The organism is Ruegeria sp. BHSB058, from assembly GCF_059613285.1.
This window is the reverse complement of record NZ_JBXWSF010000061.1, coordinates 1-25,808: the sequence shown is the minus strand read 5'-3', so window position 1 is coordinate 25,808 and position 25,808 is coordinate 1. Positions and strand designations below refer to the sequence as shown.

Genomic DNA, 25,808 nt, shown 5'->3' with positions numbered 1-25,808 from the left:
GGCACCAATGCCATTTCTTCCTTTTGGATATGTGCGTACATGCGCTCTACCAACTCGGCCGCTAGGTTCCGGAATTTAGTCCAGGTTTCGTGGTCAAATCCGTTTTTCAATGCATCGCGAGCTTGTTCCGCAACAAATGTGCCCAATGGCGCAAGCACGCGGTGTTCTTCTCGCAGATGCTTGCCGATACCAACGTCTCCCATTTCTTCGAGGCGGGTGAACAGTTCGGATTCTTCAAACTCGAAATGTTGGTTCACCTCCTCTTCCAAGGCGCCCGTGGTTTGAGCCAAGGTATTTCGGACCATGGGATTGCCTGTGTCAGGAACCATTTTCCCCGCCTTGGCAATCAATCGATCCAGTGCTTCGATTACGGCGATTGTTGCCTGATGGTCCTCATGCAAGAGTTGTGCAGTGCGCCGTGAAAAGGTCATTTGGTTGTGCCTGTGGGCTGGGGATAAATTATATAATTTCGTACCAAATTACCGAATAAAATTCAACACGATTTTCCTAGGCTTCTGGAGAACCTTAATTCACTCAGGGTACTTTAATTGCCAAAGGTTTAGCGCCACATTGATGGTGAACAAAGCAAATGACGCTGCTCCGATTGTTCCGATGATTGCCCCTGTTTGAATCATCCACACCACGTCCAAAAGAATGCCAGAAGAACAGGACAACAGCGCCGCGATAATGCATGCGGCGTGAATTTTTAGGGGCTGATTTGCAGTCAGGTCTGAAAGCAGAGGCGGCATGCCGGATTTTCCGGCGATATGCATTGAGGCAAGAAATGGCATGATGCGTTGAAGCACACCGTTTAGAAAAGTCAGTAGCCACCCGACAAGAATGAAGAAGCCGGCCAGAGCAGGGGCGTTAGGGATATCGATCTCTGTGAAAGCAGCTTCGGACAGTAGTAGTCCCGCGACCAGAAAAAGCCAGGATGTGCGCATCAGTACAAAGGGCAATCCCAGTCTTTTCCGCATCCCGGTTCTGAGTGCCGTTCGCATCAGCCAGAGATAAATGCCGACGGCGGTGAAGGCCGGAGCAAAGGCCGTCAATGTCAGCACGGGGACGTTCAACATAAACGCAATAGAAAACCCCGAAAGGGCGAAAGCCGCAAGCGAGACCTGGGTCCAGCAGATTGGCATTGGCAAACTACGGGACATGACAAACATGGGGATCAGCACGAGACTGAAGCCCAGCACGAGAAGTCCCATGAAGCCAAAGCTCGCAAGTGCCATGTGAACAATTGCCACTTTGAAATGATCTTCAAGAAAACCTGCGTCATAATCCCAAATTAACAGAAGTCCAAGAACGACAACGATCGCCAGAGAAATCAGCGCCAACCAGCCATGCGCGGAAACAACAGGAACACCATGCGCGCGACTTAAGTTGTCAGTAGTCACAATGGCAAAGACAGAAAGACCAGCACATACAAGAATTGAACCAATTTTCATTGTAGCCTGATCGGCTGATGCCATTCCATACGTCAATAGGACAATACCTGGAAAGATCAGCCAAAAACTCAGGCGTGGCGGCCAGTCGCATGTCAACGGTTTGCGTGTTACGACAGGCAAAAGCTGATAGCAGGCGCCAATCGCGGTCATTGTGAGCACACCCAGAGTGACCAGATGAATCGCTGCCAGAGTCATGCCCAGGCCGCCTTGAAATCCCTGAACCTCACCCGAAGCAAAGAACAGAGTGGCCCAGGCCAGTACCTGGAAACCTGCGGCCGCAATAAAGAAGCGAAATGGTATCGAAGCCGGTAGCAATCGGTCGCGAGCGCCACCAAGAAATCCAGCCGACATGGTCATGGTCTGGCCCTCAAGACCAGTTTGACACCTGATGAGTTTCGCATTGCATATTCATAGAGCCACCCGCGCTCCTGAAGTTCAGGCAAAAGGAATATGGGGTCTCGGTCGAAATAGGCCGTAATTGGCCCTGTTTGTCCGGGTTGCGAGATGTGCCAAATAATAGTGATCATCGGATCAGGTGGAAGCAAGCCGCGAGTATCGACGTGCAAACCGTCCGCCGCCTTCCAATTCGTTCCTGGAGCTTCGCTGCTCATATCAGTCTTCGGGCAAGCCGAACCGCCAAAGCTGAGACCGACAAACGGCGAAAATGGGGTGCAATGGTTGTAGTACGTTGTGGTGAGACAGCCTTCTGCACGGCTTTTCCCAGTCCGACCCAAAAAGCTTCCGAAGACGGTTCATCCAGCAGTTCATCCGGCATTTCGATCAAAAGAGGTTTGGAATTGGTACCTGTAACGGCGACGGTGAATCTGGCTGCGCCATCTGCTGTTTTTTCACAGGCGACGGCCACACCCGCCAAGGGGAAGTCGATGGACCCGCGCACCCTGACTTTTTCATAATCGGATACCGCTTGCGAATACGGCAGATGCACGGCGACTAGGATATCGCCAGACTCAAGCTTGATATGGGCGGCGCCGTCCTCATGATAGAAGTCGGTTAACGGGATTTTCCTCAGGCCTGCTGGTCCTGCGATTTCGATCATGGCTCCATGAACCATCAAAGCTGGTGCCATATCGCCGCTATATGCAGCCCGACACCGGTCGCCCTGCGGAGCGACATGGCAAATATCGCCTCTATATTTCAGGCAGAACCCATTGGACTTACGCCACCAGTGGCTCTGATTGTAGTAGACGCAACGGGTATCCAGGCATAGGTTTCCACCTAGTGTCGCAACTTGTCGGTGCGACGGGCTCGCGATTGAGCGAGCCGCCTTGGCTACAGCGAAGAAATCTCCAGTGATTGCTGGCAAATCCTCAATCTGGGAAAGAGTAACTGCGGCACCGATGCGCAAACCCGCGTCGGTTTCCTCTATCTCTTTCAAAACATTGATGCGGTTTAGGCTAATCACTGTTTCGGCGTCCGCGAGGCCCTTGCGGAGTTTCACTATCAAATCTGTTCCTCCCGCGTAGAGCAGGGCGCCAGGCATCGAACTCAAGGCAGCGATCGCCTCGCCTATTGAGGTCGGTTCGACAAGGTGGAAACCTGGAAGAACTTCAGTCATTCCGCTGCCTCCTTTCGGCGGCTGGCACGCCGGTACTTTACTAGTGCGTCAAGCAATCGATCGGGCGTGACAGGCAAAAAGTTCACATCCAATCCAATTGCATCTGCCACCGCATTCACCAGCGCTGGCGGAAATCCCGACAACGCACCTTCGCCCGCTTCCTTGGCACCAAACGGCCCCAGCGGATCGATGCTTTCGACAATATGAACGTCTATCGGAGGAGATTCTGAAATTGTCGGGAAACGGTAGTCTGTCAAATTGGCATGGGCGGGTAGACCATCAATATAGTGTGTTTCCTCGCATAGGCCCTGACCCATGCCCATCCAGACAGAGCCTTCGATCTGCCCCTCAACGGCCAGAGGATTGATGGCGTACCCGCAGTCAAGGGCAGCCCAGACTTTTTCAACGTTGATCTGGCAAGTGTCTTCGTCCACGCGGACTTCAACCACCTGCGCCGCATACGAAAAACCCATGGTAGACCCAACCGCTCCACCCCTGTGCTTGCCTCCTTGAGCTTCGATTGGCGTCGAGAAAGTGCCTTTGACGGTAATAGTCCCTTCCTTGGCAAGCGCGGCAATGGCGACGTCGTGAAAGGAGAGTTCCGATTGCGAGCTGCCTTGGACGAAAAAGGTTTCGGCTTCACACTCGACATCCTCCGGTGTCGTGTCCAACAACTCGGCGGCGGCATTGATCAGTCTCTCACGCAGTGTTCGGGCGGCCTGAATGGCGGCATTGCCGACCATGAAGGTCACCCGGCTGGAATATGACCCATTGTCTTTGGGTGTGATGACACTGTCGTTGGCGACCACACGGATCCGGCCAAGGTCAATGCTCAGGACCTCTGCAGCGGCCAACGCGACGATCGTAGTCGAACCCTGGCCGATATCGGAAGCGCCAGTAAGAACCGTTACACTGCCGTCAAAATCGAGTTTCATCGAAACAACGGCGTGAGGTTCACCTGTCCAGTGCACGGGCTTAGCTGCGCCCGAGACATAGTGCGAGCACGCCATCCCAAGGCCACGGCCGCTCCCCAATTTCCCCTTGCGGTTTGACCAGCCGCTGGCCGTTTCGACCTTGTCTAGGCATTCCCCCAAGCCGTAGGAGTTGACCATCAACCCGTTGCTAGTGAACAGAGGAGCCTGCAACAGATTGGCCCGGCGCACGACAAAGGGATCAAGACCAAGTTCGCGACCCATCCGGTCAATCATCGCTTCGAAAGAATGGCGAACGTCGACAGTTCCATGTCCACGCATCGCGCCACAAGGCGGTTGATTGGTATAGATGCGATAACCATCATACTTAACGTTTTGGATGTCATAGATCCCATGAAGCAGTGCGCCTGCATAAAGGATCGTTACGACGCCATAACCAGCATAAGCCCCGCCGTTCATCACGGTTTCGCAGTCGACCGCCGTAATCCTTCCTGTATGAGTCATGCCAATCTTGAGCTTGACTTGCGTGTTGGGACGTCCCCGGTGAGTCAGGAAGCATTCCTCGCGGCTTAGCTGCATCATCACCTTGCCTCCGACTTTTCGGGCCAAAAGCGCGACGATAATCTCGAAGTTCAGCGTCTCCGTGCGTGCACCAAACCCGCCGCCGACAAAGGGCTTGACGACTCGTATGCGCGAACTGTCCATTTCCAGGCATCGCGCCAACATCAGGTGGACGTAGAATGGAACCTGCGTAACTGAATGCAGTGTCAATCTTTCACGCTCAACATCAAATTCTGCCAACGCTGCATGGGGTTCCATCTGGGCGTGGTTGACTTCGGCGCAGGAAAACGTCTCTTCACGAACGATATCAGCCTCATCGAAACCCGCGTTCAGGTCACCGAAAACGTGGTGTACTTCTCGTTCAAGGTTGCCTGGTTTTCCTTCGTGCAGTTGCGGTGCATCCGGCGCTCGGGATTCACTTGGTGTATAACATGGGACAAGCGGCTCGATCTCGACGTCGATCAATTCGAGCGCGCGGACGGCCGTCGCGGCATCCCGGGCGGCGACGGCTGCGATCGGTTCGCCGCGATATCGGACATGGTCACGTGCCATCGGGTATTCGTTCATTGCTATCGGGATGACGCCAAATGTCTTGTCGCAGTCCTGTCCGGTGACGATTGCGCAAACGCCATCGAGTGCCGAAGCACGAGAAACGTCTATCGAAATGATGCGACCGTGGCTCACCGGAGCGCGAAGGATACGGCCTACCAAAACGTCGCGAGCATCAAGGTCAGAAGTATAGTTCGCGCGGCCGGTTACCTTTTCAATTCCGTCCACCAGCGGAACGGGCTGACCTACCACCTTTGACTTTGTATTCATCGACTCGCCTCCGAAGCCGCTATTTTCACAGACTTGATGATTTTCACATAGCCGGTGCAGCGGCAAAGGTTGCCCCCCAATGCTGTCTTGATTTCCGCATCATCCGGGTCGGGGTTATTGCGCAGCAGCCCCTCGGCGGCCATGATCATTCCGGGCGTGCAGAAACCGCACTGTGAACCAAGGTTTTCATGAAAGGCTCGCTGGAGGGCCGACAGCCTGCCATTCCGGGCCTGACCTTCGATAGTTTCGATCTCAGAGCCCTCGCAACTGGCCGTCAATGTCAGGCAAGCCAGTCGTGGACGCCCGTCCAGCAGAACCGTGCACGCACCACACTCCCCACCATCGCACCCCTTTTTTGTTCCCGTGAGCGCTTGCTGTTCGCGCAGGAAATCAATCAAAAGAAGGTTGTCGGAGATGACATGCTCGACTGTCCGGCCATTTACGTTCAGGCTAACGATTCGCTTCATGGCTGTGACCCTTTTTGAGTCCCTGATGGATAAAGATATAATTTGGTACCATTATACTTTAAAAGACTTTGCAGTACACAGAATTCTCAAAAACAGATTGAAACAGGAAAAACCGGTAGTGCCAGTCCGGATGCCAGCTGCACTCGTGGTTGCCAACCTGACCGACATTACCCTAAAATCCGCATTCTGGTACTGATACCAAACTACTCGACGCGAAGGTTTATGAAACAGGAGCTGCCATGACTGATGCGCTGGAAACGCGTTTGCAAGAAGAAGGGTTGCGTATCCGCAAGGCGACATCGGACCAGCTTCCGCATGCCATCGAATTGGATGCACGGATCACCGGACAACCAAAACCTGAGTATTGGCAGGACATTTTCGAACGTTACGGTTCGCGGCATGTCGATGAGCGATTCTTTTTGATCGCCGAGCCCACGCAACAAAACTCCCAGCGGCAAATTCTTGGCCTGATTGTCGGCGAAGTACGGGGTTGGGAGTTCGGGTCAGAGCCATGCGGTTGGGTTTTTGCAGTATCGGTTGATCCGGATCACCGACAGCAAGGCATCGGAGAAGCCTTATTTCAGGCATTGTGTAAGGAATTCAGGAAGATCGGCATTACTACAGTGCGAACGATGGTTCGGCGCCAGGATCCGCTGCACATGTCATTTTTTCGCAGCGAGGGTATGATGGCTGGTCCTTACATCCAAATGGAGTTGAGTCTTGCCAGCGAGACTTCCTGAGTACAACTTAGCATAAGCCCAAGAGGTGTAGTCGTGCAGCAATCAAGTCGTTTGGCAATCTATGCTTTGATCGAACTGGCATCAAATCCGGGCCGCCAGCTTTCAGCCGCTGAAATCGGAGAGAAGTATCGCGTGTCCGCCCACCACCTGGCCAAAGTCTTGATGACACTTGGCCGCGCTGGACTTGTTCAGGCAACCCGCGGTGTCGGCGGTGGATACAGTTTCACGGGCAATGCCAAGCGGCTTAACCTGCTGGAGGTCATCAGCCTATTCGAAGACACGTCGATGGGATGCAAACTCGCCGACCCTTCCCAGGCGACCAACGAAGAATGGGCTCTGTTCGACATCTCGAAGGAAATCCGGGAAATTTCCCTGTCGACCTACGCCTCGATCACAATCGCTACCATGTTGAAACAGATAGAGCGTCGAAAAAAAGCCGCGGCTGCGATGAGTCATGCTGAAGCTATCCAATCATAACCACTGTTCGGATGTACTAACCACGACATCGATCCATTGAAATCAAGTCCAAATGGATGATACTTCAAGCCGTTGGTTTCCCCTCTGCCAGCGCCAGTAGCCGCGTCCAAGCGTCATCAACTTCTGACTGAAGCGTGGCTCTGTCCTGATCATCCAACTGACGATACCGTTTCTGTTCGGCAAGATACGCGTTGATTCCACGTGGTCTTTCCGGGACGGCCAATGAATAGTCGACTCCATTCCTGACCTCGAGCAAGGGAAACACGCAGGCCTCGACTGCCAGCCTCGCGGTCTTGATCGCGGCGTTTTCCGCTACGCCCCAGCCAGGCAGGCATGGTATCAGGACAATGATTACCTTGGTGCCCCGGATCGACTTGGCCGTCGCAACTTTCGCCGCCATATCACCAAGATGGGAGGGGCTGGCGGTGGCAATATATGGTATCCGGTGGGCGGCAAGAATTTCGATAAGGTTCTTTTTGTGGCTAGCCTTGCCTAGCGGGGTGCTGCCAGTCGTTGCCAGATGCGGGGTTGAGGAACTCTTTTGGCCGCCCGTATTCATGTAGCCTTCGTTATCAAAGCAGATATACAGAATATCTTCGTTGCGTTCTGCAGCGGATGATAGTGCCTGCAGCCCGATGTCATAAGTTCCACCATCCCCGGCAAGGCAGAGGACCGTCGTATTGTCCCGGCCTTGTGCCTTGAGGGCGCGTTTAACGCCGCTGGCAGAGGCCGCGGCGGATTCCAGTGTTCCATGGAGAACCGGAATTTTTGACGCGCTCATCGGGTGACCACCAAGGATGACGGCCGTACAGGATGGTGCGACAACTCCCACGGCATCTTCGCCTACTTCATTGAGGATGACCCGCATCGACAACGCTTCGGCGCAACCGGCACAAGCAACATGCCCTGAACAAAACTGCCCCTCGTCACGGTAGTTGATTTTTTCCATAACCTACTCCACCCAGATCGGATCGGTCGTAGTTTCAGCATTTCCGTATCTAACGGCCATTTCCACGATGCGTTCGACCGGCACATTCACACCACCGACACCGGCAAGAAACCCGTGCACATGTGGTGGATTCTTCATACTGTACAGCGCGGATTTCAGTTCCTGATGCAAAACTCCGCCCGTTCCCGGCGAATAGTTGCGGTCGATCAGAATAGCACACGGCACCCCGGTCAGGGCATTGCGCAAAGTGTGCACAGGCAGAGGGCGGAACAGCCGGATTCTGACAAGCCCAGCCTGAATACCGGCCTCGCGCAGATGATCGACTGCTTCATGAACGGTGCCGGATATACTGCCCATGGTCACAAATATGATTTTTGCGTCCTTGCAACGGTATTTTTCAAGTGGCTCGGATTGCCGACCTGTCAGTTTCTCCCACACAGTTCCAGTTTCGCGGGTCACTTCTTCAACGCGTTTCATGGCTGTATCCAGCTCCCGACGCGTCAGGTTCCAAGTTGTTTGATCGACGGGTGCACCCAGTGATCTGCCGCTTCCGTCGCCAAGTCGGAAGTCGCGTGGAGCGCGCGGCAAAAAACTCCTGACCAGATCTTGGTCGGGAACGTTGACGGGTTCAACTGAATGCGAAACATAGAACGCGTCGTGATTGACCATGACCGGCAGATTGACGGCTTCGGCTATTCGAAACGCTTGTATCACGGTGTCGAGCGAGTCTTGGGGGCTTTCACTGTAAAGCTGCACCCAGCCCGTATCACGTTGGGACAAGCTGTCGATCTGGTCAGGCCAGAATCCCCATGGTGCCGCCGGTGTTCGATTCACATTGAACAGCACGATAGGGGTTCGGGCACCGGACGCATAATGCAACAACTCGTGCATCAGCAGCAGCCCCTGTGATGAGGTTGCCGTAAATACCCGCGCTCCGGTAGCGGATGCGGCGATTGCGGCGGCCATGGCCGAATGTTCCGATTCCGGAGTCAGAAGTTCGGCCAGAAATGCTCCCTTGCTCTGGAATTCTATAAGCTTTTCCAAAATCGGCGTTTGCGGCGTTATTGGATAGACCGGCGCAACGTCGGGCTCAGCCAGGCAAACGCCGCAAGCCACGGCGTGATTACCGTTCAGCAGCTGAAGGTCTTCGGTAAAAGCGGGCGCATTCATGACGATATGTCCTCCAGCATGTGGATGGAACCGGTTGGGCATTCGGCCACACAAAGCCCACAGCCCTTGCAATAATCCGCGTTCACCGCATAGCCGTTTTCGAGCTTGGTGATCGCCATGTCGGGACAATAGAAATAACAATTGTCACAATAGATGCAGGTGCCGCAACTGAAGCACCGCTGGGCTTCTGACCGAGCCTCGTCTGGGCCGAAAGGAGTTTGTGCCTCTTCAAAACCGGCCAATCTTTTGTCGACTCCAATCGTATACTGTCGGTTGCGCTCATGCGAGGCGTGATAAGCGGTGTTAATCCGTTCATATTCGACGGGCTCGACGCTGCCTTCGACTGGGCTCTTGCCGTCGGAAAGCAATGTCGAGGCGATTGCAAAAGCGGCCTCTTTGCCCATGCCGACGGCGTGAGTGACAAAGCGGTTTGTGCTTGCCACATCGCCGCCTGCATAAAGGCCGGGTTTGCTTGTTTTCCAATCGGAATCCGTGTTGATCACTGGGCCTGTTTCATCCAGAATTCCGCGCCATCGTACAAGATCGGCATTCTGGCCGATAGCTGGGATTATAGTATCCGCGACTATCTCGAACCCGCTGGCATCCAGTGGCTCGACCGAGAACTGACCCGACCGTAGACCGGAACGAAATTTGACAGGAACGCATTTCAAAACAACGGCACCGGTCGCTACCTTGGCCGATTGCATCATCGTGCCGTGCTCGAATTGGACCCCTTCCTCGATGGCTTCGCGAACTTCTACGGTTTGTGCGGGTAGCCGATCTCGCGGTTCCAGCGTAAGTACCCTGACGACACTACCAAGGCGCCGGGCCGTTCGCGCGACATCTATTGCCGCACTACCGCCGCCGATCACGACAACTCGTTTCCCTGTTGCGCGAGTTTGCTCAGGTATTGAAGCGGCAAGAAAATCGGCGCTGTCGATCACCCAGGGACAGGAGTAGTCCAAGTTTGGAAGCCGTCTCGGCACACTGGCGCCTGTTGCCAGAAATACCGCGTCATGAGAATCTTGAAGAGCTTCCAATGCCGTTGCATCGATTGCAGGAATCCCAAGGTGCAAAGTAATACCCATGGCGGTGATCCGCTCTATTTCGGCCGCCAGAACCGATCTGGCCAATCGATAGGTCGGGATACCGTATCGCATCACACCGCCCAACTCGTCCTTTGTCTCGTAAAGCGACACGCCGAAGCCGAGGCGGCGAAGTTGATAGGCCGCTGACAGTCCGGCAGGCCCTCCGCCAATGATGGCCACTGAGAACGTCAATTCCTCTTCGGCTGCGGGAAACTGCCACCTTTCTGCAAGTGCTGTGTCACCGACAAACCGTTCCAGGCTGCAAATGCCGACGGTTTCGTCTATGTATTGTCTGTTGCAAGCTGTCTCGCAGGGATGATGGCATATGCGCCCCGCAATTGCCGGGAAGGGGTTGTTGTCGGTGAGGGTTGTCCATGCGCCAAACAGATCTCCGTCGCCGACTTGTTTGATCCATTCGGCAACTCGCCCGTTGACCGGGCAGGCCCCTAGGCACGGCGAGGGTTGGTTCTGATAGTTCGGCAGCGCACTGCGCCAAGTGCCGGTATTGCGACCTTCACTGGTCAAATGAGTCCACAAATGGGATAGCTGCTTGTTCATGATCTAGGCTTTCTCGGTGACCGGCTGAAACAGTGCAAATGCTTCACGGCACGCCACCAGGTTTTCAGCAACTTTCGCCGGCGCGGTTTCTTTGATGACCCTGCACATGGTATCAATTCCAGGTTTGCCGAGTGTCGCCACGAACGCGCCCAGCAGGGCAGAGTTCACGATTTTTCCCAGATTGTTACGACGCGCGATGGCCTTGCCATCCACCTGTATGATGTTGTGGTCACCCGACGCTGGCAGCATCTCTTTATGTTTCGCTGTGTTGACCACCACTACCGCACCCGCCTTCGCAATTTCAAGAAATGCGCCATCCAGCAGGCTGTCATCAAAACACAGAAGGGCAGAGGCGTTTGCGATGTTGCAACGCCTGCGGATCGGGACGGCATCCACTCTGAGGGATGACGTGACCGGGGTACCACGACGCGCACCGCCATAGGTGGAAAACGTCTGCACATAGTGGCCTTCGGCAAACAGCGCTTGCGCCAACAAGTTTCCCGCAGTTTGTGCGCCTTGGCCTCCTCTCCCTAGGATCACGATTTCCAGCATTCTGCGCTCCCGTCGTGTGGTGTTTCCTACAAGCTCTCAGTTTCGCAGCTTGAACCGCTGGATCTTGCCAGTCGCGGTTTTGGGCAGTTCGTCTACCGCGACAACCCATCGAGGATACTTCCAAACCCCAATTGATTTCTTGACATGGTCTTTGAGTTCCCTGATCAGATCATTTTCGTCGCCGGCATCGTTCAGCACGACGTAGGCCTTGGGTTTGACAAGGCCCTCCTCATCCTCGTGCGGCACTACGGCGGCCTCGATCACTGTGGGATGAGAAATGATTGCCTGTTCCACTTCGAAGGGAGACACCCAGCGACCGCTGACCTTGAACATATCATCGGTTCGACCGCAGTAATGATAGTACCCTTCGTTATCGCGGATGTACTTGTCACCGGTTCGGGTCCATTCGCCCATGAACGTGGCACGAGATTTTTCACGTTGATTCCAATACCCGTCACCAGCCGAGCCGCCACAGACCAGCAACTCACCCAGAACGCCGTCTTCGACGTCCTGGTCCTGCTCATCGACCAGTCGGAGTTTATAGCCCGAGAATTCGCGCCCCGATGTGCCATAGCGGATATCGTCGGGTCGGTTGGACAAAAACACGTGCAGCATCTCCGTTGACCCGATACCGTCCAGTATACCTACCCCCATGCGGCGTTCCCAGTTCGTGCCGACATCTTCAGGCAAGCCTTCGCCCGCCGAAATGCAAAGCCGCAACCGGTCCGAGCCGTTTTTCGGGATGCATGAGTTGCTTGCAAGCATGGCGGCATAAAGCGTTGGAACGCCAAAGAACAAGGTCGGCCTGAAGCGCTGCATCATGTCCAGTACAGATTGCGGTGTTGGCCGGTCCGGAAGCAAAACCGCAGTTGCGCCGACCGACATGGGAACCGCCATGCTTGCGCCCAGCCCATATGCGAAAAAAAGCTTTGCTGCGCTGAAGCATACGTCATCGTGTCGAATTCCCAACACGTTTTGCCCATAGGTGTCGGCGACATAGGCTGGGCTGGTATGGACATGCCTAACGCCCTTCGGCGCGCCGGTCGACCCCGAAGAATATAGCCAAAACGCTGTTTCGTCCGGGTGGGTCAGCGCGGTTTCGAATGAATCGTTGGCTTCGGCCATAAGCGCGCGCAAAGTCGGGAAGGCACCGCAATCATTGCCGACGGCGATGACGTGCTTGAGGAACGGAAGCTGGTCAATAAGCGGCTCGACCAAATCGATCAGCTCGATGGACACGAAAATGGCCTGAGAACGGCTGTCGCTCAGCATATAGAGGTACTGATCAGCAGTCAGGAGCGTATTGAGACAGACCGGAACGATGCCTGCACGGACACACCCCCAGAAAACAACCGGATAGTCTACCGTGTCCAACATTAATACTGCGGCTCGGGTCTCTTGATGAAGCCCGAGCTGGTTCAACATGTTGGCGACCCGGTTGGTCGCCTTTTGCAATTGCGCATATGTGAGGGACCGGTCGGGATCGACAAAGGCGCACTTTTCACCGAAACCTCTTGAAACATTGATGTCCACCATAACTTGGGCGGCATTGTAGTGATTTAGCTGACTCACGAAGCTCGCCTCTCAAACCACTTCCGTTTTCATAAAAAGTATTGTAGTACTTGTATACCTAATTTATTGACCGCGCAATCCAGGAATTGGCAGGTAGCTTTTCCAATCACCACAAGCCATTCTGAATTAGGGAAAAACGGGTGTAGCAAGAAGGTTTGGATCTTGAGAAAGCGTCTGCTGGAGGGAAAAGTAGCACTTGTCACCGGTGGGGGGCGTGGGATCGGGCGTGACATTGCATTGATGATGGCAATGTCTGGCGCCAAGGTCGTGGTAAACGACATCGGCGCGAAAAGCGACGGTGAAGGACAGGATGAAACACCTGCTCGCGCAGTCACGAACCAGATCATCGCAGGGGGTGGTGAAGCCGTAGTGAACTATGGTTCGGTAGCCCAGTTCCGTGATGCCAAGGCCATGGTCGAGCAGGCGCAGGAAGACTTTGGCAGTATCGACATCGTAGTCAACAATGCCGGGATTTTGCGTGACACGATCTTTCACAAGATGACCGAGAAGGATTTTGATCAGGTAGTTGCCGTTCATCTGAAAGGAACATTCAATGTCAGCCGCTGCGCCGCAGAGGTGTTTCGCAAACAAACCTCTGGGTGCTTTGTCCACATGACGTCGACGTCTGGGCTTATCGGCAACGTAGGTCAGGCCAACTACATGGCCGCCAAGTTAGGCATTGCGGGACTGTCGAAATCCATTGCGATGGATATGGCTCGCTACAACGTCCGGTCCAACTGCATAGCACCGTTTGCATGGAGCCGAATGACGGAATCCATTCCCGCGACAACCCCAGAGGAAAGTGCGCGTATCCAAAAACTGCGCCAGATGACACCGGACAAGATCGCCGTCGTCGCAACCGCTCTTGCCTCGGATGACGCGAAAGATGTGACAGGGCAGATATTTGCGGTGCGCAACAACGAGATTTTCCTGATGGGTCAGTCGCGGCCCGTTCGGGGAATGCAGCGAAACGAAGGTTGGACGCCGGAAAGCGTTTTGGAGCATGCCCTTCCCGCAATGAGGCCGAGCTTTTTCGACCTCGATCGAACCGAAGACGTGTTCACCTGGGACCCGGTGTGATGTGGGCGCATTTTAGATCTAGCCGACTGCGGTCACGGCGCAAAAAACCTTGGGAATCTTGCCGCTCCGATCTGCGCTATTGGATCAGAGCAAGCCATTCAACAAAGGTCAAGGGAGGAGAAAATGACCATACTAAACCTATTCAAAGGCTTTGTCGGAGGAGCCGCCCTAACGCTAACGACAGCGGGGATGGCGCTAGCTGCCGAATATACGTTCAATCTGCAAAGCTTCCTGCCAGCCCAGGCCACAATCCCCAGCAAGATCATTGATATCTGGGCCGATGAAATCGAAGAGGCATCCGAAGGACGCATCGAAATCAAGCGATACGCGTCGATGCAGTTGGGTGGCAAACCCCCGGAACTGATTGACCAAGTCATCGATGGTGCGATTGATATCACGTGGAACGTGGTCGGGTATACTCCGGGGCGTTTCCCGTCCACCGAAGTGTTCGAGCTGCCGTTCCTTGTGACCGATGCGAGAGCTGCTTCCTCCGCCTATTGGCAGATGATGCAAAAACACATGGCAGACACCGAGTTCAAAGATGTCAAGGTGCTAGGTGTTTGGGTTCACGGCCCAGGGGTCATCCACGCAAACAAACCCGTTCTGACGCCAGCGGACTTCAATGGCATGAAGATCCGCGGCGCGTCACGTCAGGTCAACGCATTATTGAAAGAGTTGGGTGCAACACCCGTTGGAATGCCGGTACCAGCCGTGCCCGAGGCCCTCTCCAAAGGTGTTATCGACGGAACGACCATCCCTTGGGAGGTTACAAAGGCGCTGAAGGTGCCGGAACTGGTGGACAATCATACCGAGTTTACCGGCCCGATGCTGTATACCGTCACCTTTGTCTTGGCAATGTCACACGAAAAGTACAACAGCCTGCCTGACGACCTGAAGTCTGTGATTGACGAAGCTTCCGGCCTCAAATTCTCAATATTCGCTGGCGGAACGCAACAGGATTATGACGAACCATCGCGCGATCTTGCCGTCGAGATGGGCAACAATATCGTCACCTTGAGCGCGGAGCAGTCGGCCGAATGGGCCGCGGCCGCGGCGCCGGTCTATGAGGCTTGGATTTCCGAAATGAAGGAAAAGGGCATCGATGGACAAGCCCTCATAGATGAAGCCAAAGCCTTGATGGCCGCATACAACTAGGAGTGGCAGTTGCGCCGGTGCACCGGCGCAATAACCTTTTCCCGGGATCGAAAAGGTGAGAACCCAACGCAAAGGTCTGGATATCAAGTCGCCTTTGCGGTGCAGTCGCAGAATCCGATGTTCCAGATCATCAAAACAGCCAATCAGACTCTCAGCCAATTCGTTGAAGAGGCGAATGAGGTATATTTGCCGGAAAATCCTCACAAGGCCTAAGATCCATAATGCGGTCCGTTCCAATCCACCGCGCTTCCTGAGACAAGCCTCTACTTACGCAAAAAAATTGATTACGTAACACGCGTTGGTCGATTGCCGGGCGACAATGCCTAACTGACATGGCGCCCCGGTGCGGCTTTCCGTTGCAGATCAAGCATCCGTACGCGATTTTTTTCCGCCTCACGAAATACTTGCGCGCCACCGCTCCGATATTGCGGTGGCCAGAACTCCTCATTTTGCGCTCCATACCAGGCTGCTGCCTGGTGAGTGAAATATGGGTTCCACAAATGAGGGCGCCCCAGAGCGACCAAATCGGCGCGCCGCGTATGCAGGATTGTGTTGATTTGAGCGGCTTCTGTAATCGCGCCGACCGCCATTGTCGCGATCCTTGGCACGTTACGAACAGCTTCAGCCAGATGAGTTTGGAACATACGGCCATAGACTGGCTGTTGTTCAGGGACAGTCTGTCCTGCTGAAACGTCGACAAGATCGCAACCCGCGTCACGGAATGCTTCGGCTACTCCGATGAGGTCGGCTTCGGTTAAACCGCCTTCCTTCCAGTCTGTGCCGGAAACGCGGACTGACATTGGACGGCCAACGGGCCAAACGCGTCGCATGGCGGCAAAAACTTCAAGCGGAAAGCGCACCCGGTTTTCTAGAGAGCCGCCAAAGTCGTCATTGCGTCTGTTGGTGAGGGGTGACAGGAACGAGGCCAGAAGATAGCCATGCGCGCAATGCAACTCCAGCATGTCGAACCCGGCCCGCGCTGCGCGTTCTGTCGCCTGCACAAATTCCGCCTTGATCCGATCCATCCCTGCGCGATCCAGCTCGTCAGGGACCTGACTTATTCCTTGGATCCAGGGAAGGGGAGAGGCTGAAACCAACGGCCAATTGCCTTCTTTGTCCTGAATGGGATAGTCCGCCTGCTGCCACCCCAATTGGGTGGAACCTTTTCGTCCGGCATGGCCCAGTTGCATCGCAACTTTCGCCGCCGAATTTGCGTGAATGAAATCGACGATGTCCTTCCATGCTTCTTCGTGGCTATCCGTCCACATACCTGGGCAGCCTTCGGTAATGCGTGCGTCGGCGGACGGGCAGGTCATTTCGGTGAAGATCAGCCCCATACCTCCCATTGCATGGCTGCAATAGTGAACTTTATGCCATTCGGTTGGGTTACCGTTGAGGTCTGCCGAATATTGTGCCATCGGAGACATCACCACACGGTTAGCCAATTCCATGTCCCGCAGCTTGAACTTGGAAAACATCGGGGTAGGTCGGGATACTGTCAAATCTTCACCGGTCTCTCGCAAATGGCGCGCATACCACTCGTCGTCTGCCTTTCGTACAAATTCAGCATCCCGGACGATCAGGTTGTCATAGGTGATTGACTTGGCTCGGCACATTACGACCATTGCGAATTGATAAGGGTCCATATCCCACGACCGGCCCATGTGTTCGAACCAGGATAGTGACACATCCGCGTTGTGCTGGATGATCTGGCAAGGGGTTCGGCGAGAATCGTCATAAGTCTGAAACGCCATTTGTACATCCGTTTCGGCATGTTCGAGCAAGGCGTCCGAAAGCGCGATGGCGCATTCCATTGCCAGCTTGGTCCCCGAGCCGATCGAGAAATGTGCGCTTGCCTTGGCGTCACCCAGTATGACTATGTTGTCGACAAACCAGTTTTCGCAAAATATCCGCGGGAAATTGCGCCAATTCGACCGATTCAACAACAGAGGGTGCCCCTGAAGCTCATCGGCAAAGATCTCTTCCAGTTTGGCTTTCGAGCCTTCTTCGTCGAATTCCCTGAACCCATGCCCCTGCCAGGTTGCTTCATCCATCTCGAAGACCCAGGTAGAATGGTCTTTTTCATATTGATAACAATGGGCAACCATCTGCCCGAATTCCGTTTCGCGGAAGAAATAGTTGAACTCCCCCATTGGCCGGGTCGATCCCATCCAGCAAAAGCGGTTGGATTTCCAGGTTGTCGTCGGTTTGAAGCCGGCTTTGAAATGCTCCCGAATGGCCGAGTTGATACCATCGCTGGCGACGATTACATCGGAGTCAGGGAATTGGTTTTTTAGTTCGGCCGCGTCGATTTCAGCACCAAAGGTGATATGTACACCCAGTTCAAGGCACCGTTCTTGCAGGATGCGCAGCAACGTGTGCCGGGACGTGCCGCAGAACCCATTCCCGCCGCAGCGCATCTCGTTTCCTTTGAAATGTATCGCCACGTCGTCCCAATAGGCGAACTCGTCCCGGATTCGTTCAAAAACACGTCTGTCGCGATTTAGGAACTCGTCCAGAGTTTCGTCCGAAAACACCACTCCAAATCCAAATGTGTCGTCTGCCTGATTGCGCTCGAATACCTCGATATCCCAATCTGGGCGCGCCTTTTTTGTTAAAAGTGCGGTATAAAGCCCGCCCGGTCCGCCGCCAATGATGGTGATTTTCATCGCCGTCCCCTCCATCGCGATTCGTCATATTTGGACAGAGAAACGACTATCACAGGTTCCCAATCATTTTAACCTTAAAATTTTATGCTTAAAGCAATATCTCACATGCACGAACTGCGCAAAAACAGAGTTGCCCCTATCGCATCCCCGGTCGGTCAACATCGGCAAGAATCGACCTATGAGCCATGGTAGAGTGCAACTCTCTTTTTCAAACGGTACAACTCTGTGAACTGTGATACAGTTCAAACAAAAATTTTCATTCATGTTGCAATTGAGAAAGTGAATTTCTCGACCAGAGAAGAAAAAAAGGAACCTGTACATGCCAGATTCCCATTCAAGTCATTACTCGCTTCGGCCAATCGAGAAAGGCGATCTTGCGGTTGTGGCGGCTTGGTTTCAGGATGTCGAAGACTTGGCCGCGTTTGATCGAACCGGGCGCGTTCCGCTTAGCCTGGCCGCGACCGAGAAGGAATGGGAAGCGGCCGTCGGGCCGATGACCGAAAACGGCAGTTGCTGGTTTGCGGTAGAGACCGAAGATGCAGATGTCGTTGGCATTGTCGGCCTGGAAGGGGTTTCTTCGGTAAACCGGGATGCGGTTATCGCACTGTTCATAGACAAATCGGTGCGCAGAAACGGTGTCGGCCTGCGGTCTGTCGCGTTGGTTCTGGACCTTGCCTTTCGCCAACTCGGATTGAACCGGATCACGTCGTATTATCGGGACGACAACGAACGAAGCCAGGCCTTGGTGACGCGTGTAGGGTTCCAGACCGAAGGCAAGATGCGTCAGGCGTGGTTCAATGACGGGCAGTTCTTGGATATGGTCGTGGTCGGGCTTTTGAAAAGCGACTGGGACTTTCATCGCAAGGATTTGGCCCGAGAGATTGATCCGGCCACGACCGTCAGCTTTGGAAAGTCAGTGTCTTCCAGTTGGCGCTGGCCTCCCAATCACAACGAGGTGCGATAGGGGGAAACACGCGAACTGTCCGTTTTGTACCTATGAATTGGGGGTATGTGAGCAAAATGTACTTTTCGTCGGGGTGAGTGGAGTAAAAAGTTTGACTATTCAGCAAGACAATCCAACGTTCCAGCACAAGCTTGGTGCCGTCCTGTTTGCTGACGTTGTCGGCTACACCCGGTTGATGGGTGAGAACGAGATCGATACCTACAGCGCGCTGCGAACGTTGCTGGAGCAACTCGAGACTGCTTGCGAGAAATATGACGGGCGCGTGGTTGAAGTGCGCGGCGACGGTGTTCTCGCCATGTTTGACACCGCCACCAATGCGGTTCGGTTCGGCGTCGAGTTGCACCGCATCGCCGAGCGAGCGAATGCGTCCACTTTGGAAGATCAGAAAATCCGGTTTCGCGCAGGCGTCCACATGGGTGAGATCCTGCTGGATGATCGTGGAATTCACGGTGACAACGTCAATATCGCGGCGCGATTGCAGGAGGTTGCGGAACCGGGGCGCGTCTTTATCAGCGCGGCCGTTTATGAACAGATCCGAAACCGGTTGCGGTTCGGGTACGAGTTTCTGGGCGCCAAATCGCTCAAGAACATCATGGAGCCGGTGAAAACCTATTGCGTGCGCAGCGAAGTTGAAGGTGTCACGCTGGCAGCGACGATCCGGCCGCACGCCGACACAGCCGAACGAGAGCGTCCCAACATCCCGTCTGTTGCGGTTCTGCCCTTTATCAGCATGGGCGGGGATCAGACCGACAGCTGGTTTGCCGAAGGGCTGACCGACGACATCATCCTGAATCTTTCGAAATTCAAGAACCTGTTCGTCATTGCGCGAAACTCGACCTTCTTTTTCAAGGCGCAGGCGATGTCGCCGCAACTGGCGGCGCGCGAGCTTGGCGTTCGCTATGTTGCGCGTGGCAATGTGAGACGGGCAGGGAACCGGTTGCGTATCACAATCGAACTGATCGATGCAGACAATGACCAGACGATCTGGGGTGAGCGTTACGACCGTGAGATCGAGGATATTTTCGTGATCCAGGATGAGGTCACGGAATCCATCGTTGCGGCCACGGCCGTTCTGATCGAGGCACAGGAGCGGCAGAGAATGGTGCAGTCCGTTCCGACGGACCTTGCCGCATATGGTTTCGTGCTGCGAGGTCAGCAGCACATCTTCAAATACACCCGTTGGGACAACCATGAGGCGCAGGTGCTGTACGAACGCGCGCTGGAAAGGGACAACAAATACGCGCGGGCATCGGCGGCGCTTTCGAGAACGCTCAACATTGACTGGCGGTACTCGTGGACCCTGGACAAGGAGCATGCGCTTGATACTGCATTGTCCTTTGCACAAAGAGCCGTGGAACTTGATCCGACCGATGCGCGTGGGTTCGGCGAACTGGGCTTTGTTCACCTTTACAGGAAAGAGCATGACGCCGCGATTGGCGCATATCGCAGGGCGCTGACGTTGAATCCGAACGATGCGGACCTGTTGTCGGATTTTGCCGATGCGCTGGCCCATTCAGGCGACAACGAAGCGGCGATCGAGCATTTGCAACGCGCGATGCGTCTGAACCCGTATTTCCCGGATCAGTACCTGTGGCACCTGGGCGGGGCGTATTACAACCTCAAGCAATATGACAAGGTCATCGCCTCAGTGACCAAGATGAACAACCCCACCGAAGGGCAAAGAATGCTGGCGGCCAGCTATGCGCAGACCGGGCAAATGGAATTGGCACATTCGATAGCGCTCAAGCACAAGGAGGCGCACCCGAATTTCTCGCTGAGCCATTGGGCAAAGGTTCAGCCCGACCGGTTGTCCGACGATACCGAACATTTTGTCGAAGGCTTGAGGAAGGCGGGTTTCTGAATCCCAAGCCGCTTGAGCGCCGGGGGGGCCGCCGGCTCAGTCGCCCGACCCACGCGCTTTTGCACCGCTCACTTTGGCGCCGCTGACCTTTGCGCCGCTTACCTTGGCACCGCTTACTTTGGCGCCACTGACCTTTGCGCCGCTCACCTTGGCCCCGCTGATAGCCGGGCTGTCGAAGCCGAAATAGATGTCGAGCAGAACCTGTTCAAACATGCCCGTCATGACATCCATGCGGATGGTGTAATCGGCCTTGTCGTATGGCCATACCCGAATGTCATTTGAAATTTGATAGTCGGCTGACGCAACGCCCGTGATTGCCGGGTTTTCAGGTGCCCGAGCGCCTTGGTCGCCAGGCAGATTGTCCGTTGCACTAATACCGTCGCCATGAACCAAAAATACGGCAGGTTCTGGCAGTTCGTAATATGTGCCTTCGTAACTGAAACCGTAGACTCGGGCAAACTTGGCGTCTTCCTCCAGTTGTCGTGCCAATAGGCTGTTTTTTCCGCGGCCTCTGCCTTTGCTACTTCCGGTTCCTTCAAAAAGCTCGAAAACCTGCCTGTCAGATGTGGAATTTGCGATTTGTTCGTAGACACCCTTTTGCGTTGCTCCGCCTTCAACGGTGACCAAGCTTCCTTTACTCAAAAGAGGGAGAATCTGTTCCCAGTCATTTCCCCCACCCATCGTGATCGTGTAAAGGCCATTTTCCTTTACATTGTCCTGATTCAAAAGCAAGATTTGGTCGCCTGGGTTAACGGTTATACCGTCAACTGAAGTTCCTTTCTTATTTGCAGAGGTAACATTGGCTGGAGGCGCAGCCTTTGCATTGTTGCCGCTAACCGTTGCAGATATTTGAAGATCGCTGACAACGCGCCCAAACAAAAGCACTTCTGAAAAACTCAACAATGACTCGGTCACGACAGATTCCCCCTGTGGTTGATCCGGAGGCGACGGAGGTTCCGTCGGCTTCCCTTTGTGTTGGCCTGCGAGTGTGCAGGCCGGAATTTTTGAACAAATGAATTGTTTCCAAAATGCCATAAATCGCCGGGAAAACAAAGCCATTTGCCTGCACCTAGCCCGGAACCCGTGTGCGTACCGAAACGGCATGACTGGCGGTATCGGGATCGGCAAGGCGTGGCCCGGCATTTACAAGGCCGATATCGCGCATTCGGAAGTTGCCTTCGATGATCTGCTGGAAGGCACCGCCGGTTATTTCCTGATCGACTATGAGCAGTGCCTTTTCGACTCCGAAATAACTGAGCATATCGGCGTCGAGCATGCTCCAGGCATCGGCGAGGTAGGAGCCCAGAAAATCGCGTGCCTCCAGCAAGGAGATGCGGAACCCTTCGGGGTTCATGGCATAGCGGTCGTCAAAGATGGATTGCATGACATCGGCATAATCGGGCGAGCCTTCCATCTGATCCGACAGGTCCTCGATCTCGGGGGTAATCAGGCCGTGAACGAGGAGCCGTTCGTGGAAGATATCAACCAGGATATCGAACATCGCGCCCGTGAGTGGCTGCGAAAGGGCATGTTCGCTGGACCAGCCATGGGCGAATTCGGATAGCACCGAGTCATTGGCCGCCATCCGGATCTGCGCGTTTTCGGAAAGCTCGGCAAACCGGTTCAGGCGGTTGAAGGTGTAGAGGTTGCCGTGGGTGTTTTCCAGCAGCGCCTCGACCACCGAACCGAAATGCAGCGAGGCGAGAAGGGCCACAAGATCGGCGGCGGATTCGTGGAACCCATAGTATTCACCCGGCGCGTTTTCGTCCGAGGGCAGGCCGACCACGCTGTAGATGATGGCATGCCCGATTTCATGGGCGACAACATCGAAATTGAGGCTGTAGGGCCGGTACTCGCCACCATGTTCGAAGGTGCCGCCGGTTTCCAGAAACCCCCATCCGATATGGGCATTGTCGAGGCTGGGCAGCAATGACAGCTCAAGCCGGTCGAAATCCTGTTCGAAATGCCAGGGGATGGGATGGCCGAAATACCCCTCCCAGACATCCATGGTGAAATGGGCCGACCCGAACAGATGCGCTGCTTCAAACGCCGGATCAGAGGGGGAGATATGAAGGAAGTTTCCGAACTCGTCAGGCATCGGGGGTGGCTGGATGAATCCGTCCCAGGGCGGCAGATACATTCCGGGGCCATTCGAGCCAGGCACGATTGCGCCATATGGAGTTGCCTTTCCCACCGGGTTGACCGCGTACATGCGCGGACCGGACGGCCCCGGCCCGATCGTGCCGGGAGGGGCCGAAATCTCGACCAGTTCAAGCTCGGCTTCGGCATCCAGAAACGGGGACTGCGGGTAGAGGAGGAACCGTGTTCCCGGCGCTTCTTCGATCAAGTCGATTGGCCTGTGCATAATTTCCTCCGCCCTGCATCAAATGAATTGAGGTCTAGTCTTTGGTCTGTGCTCCGGCTGGGCCTTCGTCTTTCAATCTGGTCCGATACTGAAATTCCCGCTCGACTATAGCATGAAATGCATCACGATTGGTCAGGCCAAGAGACTGAATGTGGCTATCGAGGTTATCCGGAATCGTCTGACCGAGGACGGTTTCGAAATACCATATCATCAAACGCATGCGGTCAGGCGATGCCGAAGACCCGCTTGGTGGAACCAAACGTGCTTTCGCAAGGGCGCGTTTCTTGAGTGCAGGATAGTCCCCTGACCAGTGCAACTCGTTCAACACATAACGTCCCAGACGGTCAAAGTTTGTCTCTGCGATGGCGTCGATCCGCGCGGATTCCGTCACAAGGGCCTCGTACCCCGATTCTTCGAGATCGTTTTGTTGCAACCAATCGAGAAGGTGTTCCTTGCGCGACAAACCTTGATGACGTCGATGCCGTGACATGGTGTCGACCAGCCGTTTTCGGTCGACTTCGGTTTGCGCGCGCACCGGTTCCTGCGTGAGCATCCGCAGCATGGCGCGATCCCGGATCAGGGCAAAACGAGCGGGATCGAGGCGCAGTTCATCCAGAATTTGTTCCGCCGGATGGCTCGTTTTTGCCACCTCAGCGTCGATCCGCTGCTTCAAGCCTTGCCAGACAAGCGTGGGTTCCAGGCCGTGCGCCAGTTTCGGGGGATCGCGTTTTTCCGCCAGATGCCGTGACATGGCGTTCAGCATTTCGCGGGCGTCATCGGCCTTTGCGTCCACGCGTCCCTGAGGCAGCCATTCGGCAAACCCGTTTTTCAATGCGACATCCAATCGTTCAAGAATGGCTGGCCACTGGCGGTCGCGATAGTTCAGTGCTTTTGCAATTCCTACAAGTTGATCCGCGACTTCGGGCGGGACGATGCCTTCACCACGTGCCCGTTCGACCGTTGCGCGGATCGAGACCATAGGTTCGCTCAGCGGTGTATATCCAAGTTCGCCGGGGCCGTGCAGAACCGCGACTTCGTCATCGTCCTTGATGGCACCGGCCCTGTAGGCTTCGAAGATACGGCCCACTCCGATCATCCCGAAATCCGCCAGTTCGGCGGCGCGCAGCGCGCCCATGCTGGCGCTGCCAAAAACCGGGATGCCCCGATCCAATGCCCAAAGGATTTCCTTGTGCCAGACAGAAGGAACGCCTTCGAAATATCCGTCAATGATGCCGATGGCCTGGGGTCGCTTTCGTGCGATACGGTACACGTCGCCTTGCCCCACGGGCGGCAGAACCTCGGCATCCAGAATGTCACGAACCCTGTCGGCAGCCAGAGTGGGGCCGACAAAGATCGCCGCCCGCATCAGACAACGGCCTCGATACGGCGCGCGCGCGGCCCGGCGATGAAGTCAGGATCGTCATGCGGCGCCTCGAGGCCCGGAATGATCACACGGACGACCGAGATGCCAATCTCGGATCGTGTCAGATCAACGGATACAACCTGCTCAATTCCCGCCTCCGCGAGGCGACCGAGCAGCCACGACAAATCGTCGTCGAACGTGGTCAACTCTGTTGTCGGACAATCCTGAAAACAGGCTTTCGGCGCCGACTTGGCGATCAATTCCTTGATGTACCGGCTTTTGGCCGCAAGGGCGGATGCCGTGAACTCCGATGGCTGCAAATCGTCCCGCGCGCCCGATATGTAGGTCAGGCGGGTTTGCGCCGCCTCTGTCAGCGCTCTGAGCATCGCGATATTCCGATCAGGATGACAGCCATCCCCTATGCCAACGTGGCCGGGCAGATCGTCTGCTTCGCAAACTGCGCACCGAAAGCAGGCAACCCCGACATCAGAGGTTGTTTCCCATATCCCCACGTTGAGACCGGCATTTTGAAACCGCTGCAACGCATCCGAACACCGCGCGTCATGGATGGTTTCAGGGTTGATCCTGAATGGTCGGTTCAGAAAATGCCAAAGCGTCGTGGCATCTCTTTCGATGACTTCGCAGATCGCGTGGCAGGTGGCTTCTCTGAGGTCATTGCCAGAGGCCAACCCGTTGGTTGTGCGCGGAAACATTCCATGCCCGCTGTTGGGAAGCTCGGTATAATCCGTATCGACCATCTCGACAGGCACCCAACAGGGCGCGCCACCAATCAAATCGGTCCCTTCGATCCAGAATATCTTCCGATGCGGATCGAACGCACAGCCGCTCACCCTCGGCAACCGGGCGGCGTTCACCACTGGCAACGTCGCGGACATATCGACATAGCTTGCGCGCCGGACAGGCAGGTCGATCCTTTCGGCATGCCATGTCTCGATGGCCTCCATCACGCCCGACACTTCGGCCGCGGCAAGTGACAGGCCCTTGCCAAGCGAAACGGCAACCGAACGGGAATTCGGTCGGGTTGCCATCACGGTCGGAAGGCCGACACGATCAAGCCCGGTCAGGTTGGCGACGCGGGTAATGCCCATTTGCGCAAGATGTGGGCGTACTTTGGCAAGCGTTTGCGCAGGATCACGCAGACGATGTGTATCGTAAATATATCGCTTTCGCGATTCACCGGGCATCAACAGGACCAGACTTTAAAACAAATGTTCGCTTGGCCGAAGGCCAAGTACAAAATCTGCGATCAAGCATGGTTGATCCCATTTGCCCGGTCAACATTCCCGTTCTCCCAATTTTTCAGTCTGGCGACGTTGTGGAATGCTTTGAGTTGGCTGTATCCCATGGGTTTGATTTTGTTTGGATGTATAGGTTTGTTTTATTGTTTGATCGTTTTTATCAATTTTTCACAATGGTTT

22 protein-coding genes are annotated in these 25,808 nt (G+C 55.0%); 7 read left to right on the top strand and 15 right to left on the bottom strand.

Features of this window, described 5'->3' with window-relative positions:
* The 5 genes from AC2FNB_RS14880 to AC2FNB_RS14860 all read right to left on the bottom strand — a co-directional run.
* Nucleotides 1–431: hemerythrin domain-containing protein (locus tag AC2FNB_RS14880; protein ID WP_496747510.1), on the bottom strand; the 431-nt coding region annotated here is incomplete at its 3' end.
* A 99-nt stretch (nt 432–530) separates the two neighbouring features.
* Nucleotides 531–1,808: a hypothetical protein gene (locus tag AC2FNB_RS14875; protein WP_496747508.1), complete on the bottom strand. Its 1,278-nt coding sequence runs from the start codon at nt 1,806–1,808 to the stop codon at nt 531–533.
* A 250-nt stretch (nt 1,809–2,058) separates the two neighbouring features.
* Complete coding sequence (locus tag AC2FNB_RS14870) at nt 2,059–3,027, bottom strand: FAD binding domain-containing protein (RefSeq protein ID WP_496747506.1); 969 nt, start codon at nt 3,025–3,027, stop codon at nt 2,059–2,061.
* Nucleotides 3,024–5,339 (bottom strand): 4-hydroxybenzoyl-CoA reductase subunit alpha, encoded by a 2,316-nt coding sequence (gene hcrA, locus AC2FNB_RS14865; protein ID WP_496747504.1) that lies wholly within the window; start codon nt 5,337–5,339, stop codon nt 3,024–3,026. Before hcrA ends, AC2FNB_RS14870 begins: the two co-directional genes overlap by 4 nt.
* Nucleotides 5,336–5,806, bottom strand: coding sequence for a (2Fe-2S)-binding protein (locus tag AC2FNB_RS14860; protein ID WP_496747503.1), 471 nt, complete (start codon nt 5,804–5,806; stop codon nt 5,336–5,338). Before AC2FNB_RS14860 ends, hcrA begins: the two co-directional genes overlap by 4 nt.
* A 239-nt stretch (nt 5,807–6,045) precedes the next feature.
* Between AC2FNB_RS14860 and AC2FNB_RS14855 the strand changes: the two genes are divergently transcribed.
* Nucleotides 6,046–6,546: a GNAT family N-acetyltransferase gene (locus AC2FNB_RS14855; RefSeq protein ID WP_480751988.1), complete on the top strand. Its 501-nt coding sequence runs from the start codon at nt 6,046–6,048 to the stop codon at nt 6,544–6,546.
* Between the two features lie 33 nt (nt 6,547–6,579).
* Nucleotides 6,580–7,023 carry an Rrf2 family transcriptional regulator gene (locus AC2FNB_RS14850; protein ID WP_480751989.1) on the top strand — a complete coding sequence of 148 codons (444 nt, stop codon included), beginning with the start codon at nt 6,580–6,582 and terminating at the stop codon, nt 7,021–7,023.
* A 64-nt stretch (nt 7,024–7,087) separates the two neighbouring features.
* On the opposite strand, the gene AC2FNB_RS14845 is transcribed toward AC2FNB_RS14850, so the two are convergent.
* Genes AC2FNB_RS14845 through AC2FNB_RS14825 form a run of 5 tightly spaced genes read right to left on the bottom strand, consistent with a single transcriptional unit; the run spans nt 7,088 to nt 12,912 of the window.
* Nucleotides 7,088–7,972: a thiamine pyrophosphate-dependent enzyme gene (locus AC2FNB_RS14845; protein WP_496747499.1), complete on the bottom strand. Its 885-nt coding sequence runs from the start codon at nt 7,970–7,972 to the stop codon at nt 7,088–7,090.
* Nucleotides 7,973–7,975: 3 nt separating this feature from the next.
* Nucleotides 7,976–9,142, bottom strand: a complete 1,167-nt coding sequence (locus AC2FNB_RS14840) for a hypothetical protein (RefSeq protein ID WP_496747497.1) — start codon at nt 9,140–9,142, stop codon at nt 7,976–7,978.
* Nucleotides 9,139–10,788, bottom strand: coding sequence for an NAD(P)-binding protein (locus tag AC2FNB_RS14835; protein WP_496747494.1), 1,650 nt, complete (start codon nt 10,786–10,788; stop codon nt 9,139–9,141). Before AC2FNB_RS14835 ends, AC2FNB_RS14840 begins: the two co-directional genes overlap by 4 nt.
* 3 nt (nt 10,789–10,791) lie before the next feature.
* The gene (locus AC2FNB_RS14830; protein WP_496747493.1) at nt 10,792–11,340 is read right to left on the bottom strand and encodes a 2-oxoacid:acceptor oxidoreductase family protein; all 549 of its coding nucleotides are present in this window, start codon (nt 11,338–11,340) and stop codon (nt 10,792–10,794) included.
* A 36-nt stretch (nt 11,341–11,376) separates the two neighbouring features.
* Nucleotides 11,377–12,912 (bottom strand): benzoate-CoA ligase family protein, encoded by a 1,536-nt coding sequence (locus AC2FNB_RS14825; protein ID WP_496747491.1) that lies wholly within the window; start codon nt 12,910–12,912, stop codon nt 11,377–11,379.
* 162 nt (nt 12,913–13,074) lie between these two features.
* Between AC2FNB_RS14825 and AC2FNB_RS14820 the strand changes: the two genes are divergently transcribed.
* Entirely contained in the window at nt 13,075–13,992 is a 918-nt protein-coding gene (locus AC2FNB_RS14820; protein ID WP_496747489.1) for an SDR family oxidoreductase, read from the top strand.
* 123 nt (nt 13,993–14,115) lie between these two features.
* Nucleotides 14,116–15,147: a TRAP transporter substrate-binding protein gene (locus AC2FNB_RS14815; RefSeq protein ID WP_496747487.1), complete on the top strand. Its 1,032-nt coding sequence runs from the start codon at nt 14,116–14,118 to the stop codon at nt 15,145–15,147.
* Between the two features lie 323 nt (nt 15,148–15,470).
* Here the strand turns inward: AC2FNB_RS14815 and AC2FNB_RS14810 are convergent, their stop codons facing one another.
* Nucleotides 15,471–17,816, bottom strand: a complete 2,346-nt coding sequence (locus AC2FNB_RS14810) for an oxidoreductase (protein ID WP_496747485.1) — start codon at nt 17,814–17,816, stop codon at nt 15,471–15,473.
* Between the two features lie 319 nt (nt 17,817–18,135).
* Here AC2FNB_RS14810 and AC2FNB_RS14805 point away from each other — a divergent pair, with 319 nt between their 5' ends.
* Nucleotides 18,136–18,780: a GNAT family N-acetyltransferase gene (locus AC2FNB_RS14805; RefSeq protein ID WP_496747483.1), complete on the top strand. Its 645-nt coding sequence runs from the start codon at nt 18,136–18,138 to the stop codon at nt 18,778–18,780.
* 91 nt (nt 18,781–18,871) lie between these two features.
* Nucleotides 18,872–20,641, top strand: coding sequence for an adenylate/guanylate cyclase domain-containing protein (locus tag AC2FNB_RS14800; protein ID WP_496747481.1), 1,770 nt, complete (start codon nt 18,872–18,874; stop codon nt 20,639–20,641).
* Nucleotides 20,642–20,677: 36 nt separating this feature from the next.
* Here AC2FNB_RS14800 and AC2FNB_RS14795 read toward each other — a convergent pair whose 3' ends face one another.
* Genes AC2FNB_RS14795 through AC2FNB_RS14780 form a run of 4 tightly spaced genes read right to left on the bottom strand, consistent with a single transcriptional unit; the run spans nt 20,678 to nt 25,478 of the window.
* Nucleotides 20,678–21,700, bottom strand: a complete 1,023-nt coding sequence (locus AC2FNB_RS14795; protein ID WP_496747479.1) for a hypothetical protein — start codon at nt 21,698–21,700, stop codon at nt 20,678–20,680.
* A 10-nt stretch (nt 21,701–21,710) separates the two neighbouring features.
* The gene (locus AC2FNB_RS14790) at nt 21,711–23,006 is read right to left on the bottom strand and encodes a gluzincin family metallopeptidase (protein ID WP_496747477.1); all 1,296 of its coding nucleotides are present in this window, start codon (nt 23,004–23,006) and stop codon (nt 21,711–21,713) included.
* A 34-nt stretch (nt 23,007–23,040) separates the two neighbouring features.
* Nucleotides 23,041–24,372, bottom strand: coding sequence for a TfuA-like protein (locus tag AC2FNB_RS14785; RefSeq protein WP_496747476.1), 1,332 nt, complete (start codon nt 24,370–24,372; stop codon nt 23,041–23,043).
* Nucleotides 24,372–25,478 (bottom strand): YcaO-like family protein, encoded by a 1,107-nt coding sequence (locus tag AC2FNB_RS14780; protein ID WP_496747474.1) that lies wholly within the window; start codon nt 25,476–25,478, stop codon nt 24,372–24,374. The genes AC2FNB_RS14785 and AC2FNB_RS14780 overlap by 1 nt, the downstream gene beginning before the upstream one ends.
* 11 nt (nt 25,479–25,489) lie before the next feature.
* Here AC2FNB_RS14780 and AC2FNB_RS14775 point away from each other — a divergent pair.
* On the top strand, nt 25,490–25,808 hold a 319-nt coding region (locus AC2FNB_RS14775), incomplete at its 3' end, for a hypothetical protein (protein WP_496747472.1).

What these genes read in the sequence shown, in the direction of transcription:
- AC2FNB_RS14875 (WP_496747508.1), bottom strand. Translation starts at nt 1,808, where the DNA reads ATGACCATGTCGGCTGGATTTCTTGGTGGCGCTCGCGACCGATTGCTA.
- AC2FNB_RS14870 (WP_496747506.1), bottom strand. Translation starts at nt 3,027, where the DNA reads ATGACTGAAGTTCTTCCAGGTTTCCACCTTGTCGAACCGACCTCAATA.
- hcrA (WP_496747504.1), bottom strand. Translation starts at nt 5,339, where the DNA reads ATGAATACAAAGTCAAAGGTGGTAGGTCAGCCCGTTCCGCTGGTGGAC.
- AC2FNB_RS14860 (WP_496747503.1), bottom strand. Translation starts at nt 5,806, where the DNA reads ATGAAGCGAATCGTTAGCCTGAACGTAAATGGCCGGACAGTCGAGCAT.
- AC2FNB_RS14855 (WP_480751988.1), top strand. Translation starts at nt 6,046, where the DNA reads ATGACTGATGCGCTGGAAACGCGTTTGCAAGAAGAAGGGTTGCGTATC.
- AC2FNB_RS14845 (WP_496747499.1), bottom strand. Translation starts at nt 7,972, where the DNA reads ATGGAAAAAATCAACTACCGTGACGAGGGGCAGTTTTGTTCAGGGCAT.
- AC2FNB_RS14840 (WP_496747497.1), bottom strand. Translation starts at nt 9,142, where the DNA reads ATGAATGCGCCCGCTTTTACCGAAGACCTTCAGCTGCTGAACGGTAAT.
- AC2FNB_RS14835 (WP_496747494.1), bottom strand. Translation starts at nt 10,788, where the DNA reads ATGAACAAGCAGCTATCCCATTTGTGGACTCATTTGACCAGTGAAGGT.
- AC2FNB_RS14830 (WP_496747493.1), bottom strand. Translation starts at nt 11,340, where the DNA reads ATGCTGGAAATCGTGATCCTAGGGAGAGGAGGCCAAGGCGCACAAACT.
- AC2FNB_RS14815 (WP_496747487.1), top strand. Translation starts at nt 14,116, where the DNA reads ATGACCATACTAAACCTATTCAAAGGCTTTGTCGGAGGAGCCGCCCTA.
- AC2FNB_RS14810 (WP_496747485.1), bottom strand. Translation starts at nt 17,816, where the DNA reads ATGAAAATCACCATCATTGGCGGCGGACCGGGCGGGCTTTATACCGCA.
- AC2FNB_RS14805 (WP_496747483.1), top strand. Translation starts at nt 18,136, where the DNA reads ATGCCAGATTCCCATTCAAGTCATTACTCGCTTCGGCCAATCGAGAAA.
- AC2FNB_RS14795 (WP_496747479.1), bottom strand. Translation starts at nt 21,700, where the DNA reads ATGGCTTTGTTTTCCCGGCGATTTATGGCATTTTGGAAACAATTCATT.
- AC2FNB_RS14790 (WP_496747477.1), bottom strand. Translation starts at nt 23,006, where the DNA reads ATGCACAGGCCAATCGACTTGATCGAAGAAGCGCCGGGAACACGGTTC.
- AC2FNB_RS14785 (WP_496747476.1), bottom strand. Translation starts at nt 24,372, where the DNA reads ATGCGGGCGGCGATCTTTGTCGGCCCCACTCTGGCTGCCGACAGGGTT.
- AC2FNB_RS14780 (WP_496747474.1), bottom strand. Translation starts at nt 25,478, where the DNA reads ATGGGCATTACCCGCGTCGCCAACCTGACCGGGCTTGATCGTGTCGGC.